The sequence below is a fragment of the Actinosynnema sp. genome, from assembly GCF_052038725.1.
In genome coordinates this window covers 1-1,533 of sequence record NZ_JBQGCX010000688.1, presented here as the reverse complement: position 1 = coordinate 1,533, position 1,533 = coordinate 1, and the positions used below count along the sequence as shown (strand labels likewise).

Here is a 1,533-nt window from a genome sequence, read left to right as displayed (position 1 = left end):
CGGTGCTCGCCCCGCTCCCGACCGGGGAGCGGGCCGCGCTGCACCTGCGGGCGGCCCGGCGGCTGTACTCCGGCGGCGCGGCGCCCGACGCGGTGGCGGACCTGCTGCTGGCGGCCGGGGACGCGCTGCCGGGGTGGAGCGCGGCGCTGCTGCTGGAGGCCGGGACCGCGGCGCTGCGGGACGACCGGGTCGAGCGGGCGGTCGCGTACCTGGAGCTGGGGGCGCGGGTGGCCGCGGACGCGCGGGAGCGGGTCGCGGTGCTGAGCCTGCTGGTCTCGGCGCACCTGCGCGGCGGCGGGGCGGGGTGCGCGCGGCACGTGGACCGGCTGCTGGAGGCCGCGGCGGAGGGCGGGTTCCCCGGACCGCTGACCCCGGTGGTGTGCCACCTGGTGCGGGCGGGCCGGTTGGACGACGCGGCCACGCTGCTCGGGCGGCTCGCGCCCCCCGGCGGGCGGGCGCCGCTGCGGTTGCGGGTGGAGCTGCCGTTCCTGCGGACCTGGCTGGCCTACCACGCGCCGGGGCTGCCCGCGCGGGGCCCGGAGCTGCTGGACGACGACGACGCGGAGTACCTGCTGCGCGAGGCCGGGATGTCGCCGCACGCGCAGGCGGTGCGGGTGCTGGAGATCGCGCTGGCGGGCGGGGACCCGGAGGAGGCGGTCGAGCACGCCGAGCACGTGCTGCACGGGTGCGCGCTGACCGACCGGAACGCCGAGGTGCTGTTCAGCGTGCTGACCGCGCTGGTGGACCTGGACCGGTGGCGGGAGGCGCTGCCGTGGTGCGAGGCGCTGCTGGCCGAGGCGGGGGCGCGGGACGCGGGGGCGTGGACGGCGGTGCTGCGGGGGGTGCGGGCGGACATCGCGCTGCGGGCCTCGGAGTACGGGGCGGCGATCGAGCACGCGCGGCGGGCGCTGGCGGGGGTGCGCGCGGAGTCGTGGGGCGCGATGGCGGGACGGCCGCTGGCGACGCTGCTGCAGGCGGGGACGGCGTCCGGGCGGCGCGGGGTGGAGCTGCCCCGGCGGCAGGTGCCGGAGGTGACGTTCCGGACCACGGCCGGGTTGCGGTACTGGCTGGCCAAGGGCTGGCAGGACCTGGCGGCGGGCCGGTCGCACGCGGCGGCCACGGCGTTCCGGGCGTGCGGGGAGCTGGCGGTGGCGTGGGGGGTGGACGCGGTGGGGTTGTTGCCGTGGCGGACCGGGGTGGCGCAGGTGCTGCTGCGGCGCGGGAAGACCGGGCAGGCGCGGGTGGTGCTGGAGGAGCAGCTGGCGCGGGCGCACCGGGGCGACGGGCGGGTGCGCGGGGTGACGCTGCGGCTGCTGGCGCAGACCGCGGAACCGGCGGAGCGGCCGGGGTTGCTGCGGGAGGCGGTGGAGGTGCTGGAGCGGTGCGGGGCGGTGGTGGAGCAGGCGCACGCGCTGGCGGACCTCGGGCAGGCGCTGCACCGGCTGGGGGACGTCGACCGGGGGCGGTTGGCGGTGCGGCGGGCGTGGGCGTTGGCGGAGCGGTGCGGGGTGGGGTTGCCGGGCGAGCGGCCGG

The 1,533-nt window shown here is 80.4% G+C and carries 1 pseudogene; it reads left to right on the top strand.

Features of this window, described 5'->3' with window-relative positions:
* A pseudogene (locus ACTUAL_RS14505) lies at positions 1-1,533 on the top strand (hypothetical protein); the annotation flags it as partial.